This window comes from Photobacterium sp. OFAV2-7 (assembly GCF_022347985.1).
In the GTDB taxonomy this organism is placed as follows: domain Bacteria; phylum Pseudomonadota; class Gammaproteobacteria; order Enterobacterales; family Vibrionaceae; genus Photobacterium.
In genome coordinates this window covers 1-5968 of the sequence record NZ_JAKRFQ010000255.1, presented here as the reverse complement: position 1 = coordinate 5968, position 5968 = coordinate 1, and the positions used below count along the sequence as shown (strand labels likewise).

Genomic DNA, 5968 nt, shown 5'->3' with positions numbered 1-5968 from the left:
GGCCCGGCCACAACCCAAGTAATTCTAGCGGAAGCGAGCATCTTGAGGTAGCTAGGGTATATTCATTAAGATGGGAAAGATGAATATACCCAGGAAGAAGGAGGTTAACGATTCATGAAATCAACAAGCATTTGTTCATCCCATACTTCAATTCCCAGATCTTGAGCTTTAGCTAATTTCGAACCAGCCGCCTCCCCTGCTACTAGCAGATCTGTCTTCTTAGAGACACTCCCCGTCACTTTCGCTCCTAGATTCTGAAGTGCAGCTTTGGCATCAGTGCGAGTGAGCTGGGAAAGAGAGCCCGTCAACACCACGGTTTTACCCTCTAATGGAAGCTCCACGCCTTCAGCAACTTTCTCAATAGCCGGCCAATGTACGCCAACAGCAAGCAAATCATTAATAACAGCTAGGTTGTGCTCTTCACGGAAAAAGTTAAACAGATGCGCGGCAACAATCTCACCCACATCAGGGACTTCTATCAGCTGCTCTTTGCTGGCCTGCTTGATAGCCTCTAAGGTCTCAAAATGGTTTGCCAAATTTGCTGCCGTTGCCTCGCCGACTTCTCGAATGCCCAGCGAATATAAGAACCTCGGCAGAGTCGTCAACTTGGATTTTGCCAAAGAGTCGACCAGGTTTTGAGCCGATTTCGGCCCCATTCTGTCAAGTACCGTAACGACTCCAGCCGAGAGCTTAAACAGCTCGGCCGGGGTGGTGACCATTTCACGGTCCACCAGCTGTTCAATCACTTTTTCGCCGCAGCCATCCACATCCAGCGCCTTACGAGATACAAAATGCTTTAGCGCCTCTTTACGCTGTGCCTGACAGAATAGGCCGCCGGAGCAACGGGCAACCGCTTCGCCTTCCACTCGCTCAACCTTAGATTCACATACCGGACACTCTGTAGGGAACACAATCCGGGTGGCATCTGCCGGACGGCGTGACTCGACCACAGAGACAATCTGCGGGATCACGTCACCAGCACGGCGAATAATCACGGTATCACCAACCATGACACCCAGACGCTCAACTTCATCAGCATTATGAAGCGTCGCATTGCTCACCGTTACGCCGCCGACAAAAACTGGCTCCAGCTTGGCAACAGGAGTGATCGCGCCAGTACGGCCTACCTGAAACTCGACATTGTTCAACAAGGTCATTTCTTCCTGGGCAGGAAACTTATAGGCGATTGCCCAGCGCGGAGCCCGGGCAACAAAACCTAATTGATCCTGAAGCGCGACATCGTCAATCTTGATCACCACACCATCAATCTCATAAGGTAGCGCCTGACGCTTTTCGCCGATCTCCTGGTAATAGGCAATGACCTTGCTCAGGCTGTCCAGCTGCTGGATCTCCGGACACATTGGCAGGCCCCAGTCTTTCAGTTGGACCAGGCGTTCATACTGGCTCGGGGCCAGTTCAGCACCTTCTACAACCCCAACGGAGTAGGCATAGAAGCTTAACGGGCGAGTAGCCGTAATTTTCGAGTCAAGCTGGCGTAAACTACCTGCTGCGGCATTTCTCGGATTGGCAAATGTCTTCTCGCCTTTCTTTAATGCCCTTTCATTCAGCTCGTCAAAGCCTTTCTTCGGCATAAACACTTCGCCGCGTACTTCCAGGCGCGCTGGCCAGTTATCCCCTTGAAGCTTTAGCGGTATAGAACGAATGGTTCGGACGTTCGCCGTAATGTTCTCGCCGGTGGTGCCGTCACCGCGAGTCGCAGCCTGGACCAAGACACCGTTTTCATACATCAGGCTTACTGCAAGGCCATCGAGTTTCGGCTCGCAGCAATAGCTCAGCGTCGAGGCCGAAAGCAGACGATCTAGCATACGCTTTTCAAATGCCTGAAGATCTTCGTCGTTAAACGCATTATCCAGCGACAGCATCGGCAGTTCATGGGTCACCTGAGTAAAACCATCCAGCGGCGCACCGCCAACACGCTGGCTCGGAGAATCAACTGTCATCAACTCAGGATGCTCACTCTCCAAAGCCAGCAGTTGCTGCATCATGCGATCATATTCGGCATCAGGGATTTCAGGATTATCTTCGACGTAATAGCGATAGCCATGGTATGCAAGTTGTTCGCGCAACTCTGTCAGTTGCTGCTGAATGTCGTGACTCATTGTTCTTCCTATCGTATAAAAATCAGGCCCCTCGAAAGGGGCCTGATTATCTCTATTCATTACCCGTATTAAGCCCGAGTATAAAGCTTGGCTTTCTCTCGATATTCATTAATACGGTGCGGGGTGATCATTGCTCGTTCATGATCAAGCACATCAGCCCCTAACTCGTCAGCAACACGCTGAACGGTTTGTAGCATCTGGTTAAAGTTATAATCAGGACGGCCAGGGCAAGGCAACATCAAGTAAAAGGCTATTCCCGGTGTTTCAAAGCTCTCGCTACCACCTTCAGGGAAATGCGCCGGGTGAACCATGTTGGTTACCGAGAAAATAATCGGTCCGGTACCAGCAACATCGGCATGGCGGTGATACACCGAGTTTTCGCCATAATACAAATCGTTTTGCTCCAGACTGTTAAACAGCTTGGTACCGCGAAGGGTCTCACCGTTACGGGCATGGATATTCAGTACCAGATAATCAGGCTTAAGCTCTGGTTCTGGCTTTGGCTCTGGCTCTGGCTCTGGCTCTGGCTCAATAATGGTTTGCTTTTCAACAACCGGCTCAACCTTGACTGTCGGCTCTGCCACTTCCAGCTCTTGAGGCGCGGTCTTTTCAACAGGTTGCTCGTGAAGAGGTTGCTCACTCGGCTGCACAACCGTCATTTCTTCCGGGTCGATCAAAGCCTGCTTAGGTAGCTCTGGTTCAGCTGTCGCCTGAACCTGCACCGACGGAGCGGGCTGCGGCTGCTGAATCTCATGCTCAGGGCTAACCGCAGGCTGAGGTGCAACGACAGGTTCCACTGGCTGTGACTCAGGCTCTACGGTCACCGGACGGGGATCGGCCTCCGGCCTGGCAACTGCAGGCTGTATCTCAGGCTTGGCCGACATTTTGGGCAAGTCTAGAGCAGGTTCTGCCGAGAAGTCACTGGTCGTCGACTCCATCAGCGGATCGGCTTCGATTTTAGCGCCAAAATGCAGTTCCGGCTCTCTCCGGCTAGCCTTTTCTGGTGCTTCACTATTCACAACCCGTACGCTACCGACACCATCCTGATCAAACCCATCGGCATCAACATTACTAGCATCATCTAGCTTGCCCAGCGGCTTCTCACCAAACTTCGCGGGTTTTTCCTTACGACTACTCCACAAGCCATGCAACAGTAACGCTGCAATAGCTAGCGCGCCGACAATAATAAGAACCAGACGCAATTCCTGCATATGAATACTCTGAATTTACTCGTTACCCTAACGGGGCAAATGACAACCAATGTTTCATCAAGCCAATCTGGACACACAAGTCACCCTAACCAACCTGATCACGCTAAACCAATTCCTTTAATTATCTTGCTTCGACAAGGCAGATAATTAAAGGAATTACTAGTAATGTACCAAATCTCAAATCAGAAAGAGAAGATGATTATCGTGATTCGTGCAAGATAGTGCTGCTGAGCACAAAATCGAGCAAAATACAGCCAGTTCCGTGGCATTTTTCCACTTTACCGCCTAGGAAGGCCACAAGGAAATTTGATTCCTTGCACCACACACCGTTAACATGCACCTACTATTCTTTTCCCGGTCAATAGATCCCCGAAAAAAGAAGCTCATGAAGGAGAGTCAGATGCAACAACCACCAGCCATTCAAAACCCTGCCAGTGGGGCCGGGTATTTCTTCAAGGGAATGTCGTTAGCGATGCAACCAGGTACCCGCCGCTTCGTCATTCTGCCGCTGCTGGTGAATATTATCCTGTTCGGCAGTGCATTTACCTTTGTGCTGAGTCAACTCAGTGACTGGATCAATGGCTGGATGGCTTATTTACCGCAATGGCTTGACTGGCTGTCTTACTTGCTATGGCCTCTATTGGCCGTTGCTGCTTTAGTCACCTTCTCTTACTTTTTCAGTACCATCGCCAACTGGATAGCGGCCCCGTTCAATGGGCTTTTGGCCGAACATCTCGAGGCCAAGCTAACCGGCGAACCTGCCCCGGATGCCGGTTTGAAAGATATTCTCAAAGATCTGCCACGGATCATGCACCGAGAATGGATCAAACTGAAATACTACCTACCAAAGGCTATAGGTCTTTTTATCCTGCTGTGGATCCCTGCCATCGGCCAGACGGTCGGTCCGGTATTATGGTTCCTGTTCAGTGCCTGGATGATGAGCATCCAATATGCCGACTACCCGTTTGACAACCACAAGGTACCGTTCACCACAATGCGAGACGCCCTGAAAGAAAAGCGCGGAAAGTCAATCAGCTTTGGTAGCCTAGTCATGCTATTTACCATGACGCCGCTGCTTAACCTTGTGGTAATGCCTATTGCCGTCTGCGGTGCCACCGCCATGTGGGTTGACCACTACCGAACACAATACAAGCTTCACTAGCTTTAAATAGTAACCAGCAAGTTATAGTTACCAGCAGGCAGCGGGAGCATAAGCTCCCGCTGTTTATTCATCCCCCTGTCGCACCTCATAGCGCCGAGTGGCCGCCAACCTTGCCTTCAAAGCATAGAATGCTGGCTTCTTGAACTGCCCCTCTTATATAACAATAAGATATAACAATTAATTACTTTCCAAATGCCAATCACGGTTTATGCTTTATCTGTCATTTGTTGAAACGTGTCACGAAGGAACGACAAGCATGAGCAAGATTTACGAAGATAATTCACTAACGATTGGAAACACCCCGCTAGTTCGTCTTAACCGTGTAAGTAAAGGTAACGTTCTGGCTAAAATTGAGGCTCGCAACCCTAGCTTCAGCGTAAAATGCCGTATCGGCGCAAACATGATTTGGGATGCCGAGAAAAAAGGCCTTCTAAAAGAAGGGGTAGAGCTAGTTGAGCCAACCAGTGGTAATACAGGTATTGCCCTTGCTTTTGTTGCATCAGCTCGTGGCTACAAGCTTACTCTGACCATGCCTGAGAGCATGAGTCTGGAGCGTCGCAAACTACTTAAGGCTCTAGGTGCCAACCTAGTGCTGACCGAAGCGCCTAAAGGTATGAAGGGTGCGATCGAAAAAGCAGAAGAGATTGTCGCTTCTGATCCGTCAAAGTACCTGCTGCTTCAGCAGTTCAATAACCCGGCCAACCCGGAAATTCACGAAAAGACTACAGGTCCGGAAGTTTGGGATGCCACTGACGGTGAAATTGACGTCTTTGTTTCTGGTGTGGGTACCGGCGGTACGCTTACCGGTGTCAGCCGCTATATCAAGCAGCAGAAAGGCAAGGCCATCACAACCGTTGCTGTTGAGCCTTCCGAGTCTCCGGTTATTACCCAGACGCTAAACGGCGATGATGTGCAGCCTGCCCCGCACAAGATTCAGGGGATCGGTGCCGGCTTTATTCCTGGCAACCTGGACCTTGCTCTGATTGACGAAGTTGAGCGCGTAAGCTCTGAAGATGCCATTGAAATGGCTCGCCGTCTGATGGAAGAAGAAGGCATTCTTGCCGGTATTTCTTCAGGTGCTGCCATTGTGGCCGCCAACCGCATCGCCGAGCGTCCGGAATTTGCAGGGAAAAACATTGTTGCAGTGCTACCAAGCTCTGGAGAGCGTTACCTGTCAACGGCACTGTTTTCGGGTATCTTTACGGAAAAAGAAACCCAACAGTGATCACATTTTATAATGATAGATTGATAATTGCTGCCTAAAAGCCCCCCTTGAGGGGGCTTTTTTGTTGCATTTTGAACTTAGCTTTAATATAAATCCGTTGCGTTTTATTTTTAGCGTCGAAATAAAAGGTCAAAAAATCGACCTTTTCGGGGCTTGTAAACCAACAATGTCACAAAAAATTGACTTGGATTAAGCTAAAACGCCGAACTGTTGGGTAGTTTATACTCCCAGTTAGCAAGCATACGTTATC

4 protein-coding genes are annotated in these 5968 nt (G+C 49.9%); 2 read left to right on the top strand and 2 right to left on the bottom strand.

The genetic code is table 11. The features are described from left to right. Positions 1 to 104: 104 nt before the first annotated feature. Entirely contained in the window at positions 105 to 2120 is a 2016-nt protein-coding gene (ligA, locus tag MHN01_RS13815) for an NAD-dependent DNA ligase LigA (protein ID WP_239411877.1), read from the bottom strand. 68 nt (positions 2121 to 2188) lie between these two features. Continuing rightward, a complete protein-coding gene (gene zipA / locus MHN01_RS13810) occupies positions 2189 to 3331 on the bottom strand; it encodes a cell division protein ZipA (RefSeq protein ID WP_239411876.1) in 1143 nt (380 codons plus the stop codon). Between the two features lie 400 nt (positions 3332 to 3731). Between zipA and cysZ the strand changes: the two genes are divergently transcribed. Then, on the top strand, positions 3732 to 4493 hold the full coding sequence (gene cysZ / locus MHN01_RS13805; RefSeq protein ID WP_239411875.1) for a sulfate transporter CysZ: 762 nt from the start codon (positions 3732 to 3734) through the stop codon (positions 4491 to 4493). Positions 4494 to 4749: 256 nt separating this feature from the next. Then, complete coding sequence (cysK, locus tag MHN01_RS13800; RefSeq protein WP_239411874.1) at positions 4750 to 5718, top strand: cysteine synthase A; 969 nt, start codon at positions 4750 to 4752, stop codon at positions 5716 to 5718. Positions 5719 to 5968 lie beyond the last annotated feature (250 nt).

What these genes read in the sequence shown, in the direction of transcription:
- ligA (WP_239411877.1), bottom strand. Translation starts at nt 2,120, where the DNA reads ATGAGTCACGACATTCAGCAGCAACTGACAGAGTTGCGCGAACAACTT.
- zipA (WP_239411876.1), bottom strand. Translation starts at nt 3,331, where the DNA reads ATGCAGGAATTGCGTCTGGTTCTTATTATTGTCGGCGCGCTAGCTATT.
- cysZ (WP_239411875.1), top strand. Translation starts at nt 3,732, where the DNA reads ATGCAACAACCACCAGCCATTCAAAACCCTGCCAGTGGGGCCGGGTAT.
- cysK (WP_239411874.1), top strand. Translation starts at nt 4,750, where the DNA reads ATGAGCAAGATTTACGAAGATAATTCACTAACGATTGGAAACACCCCG.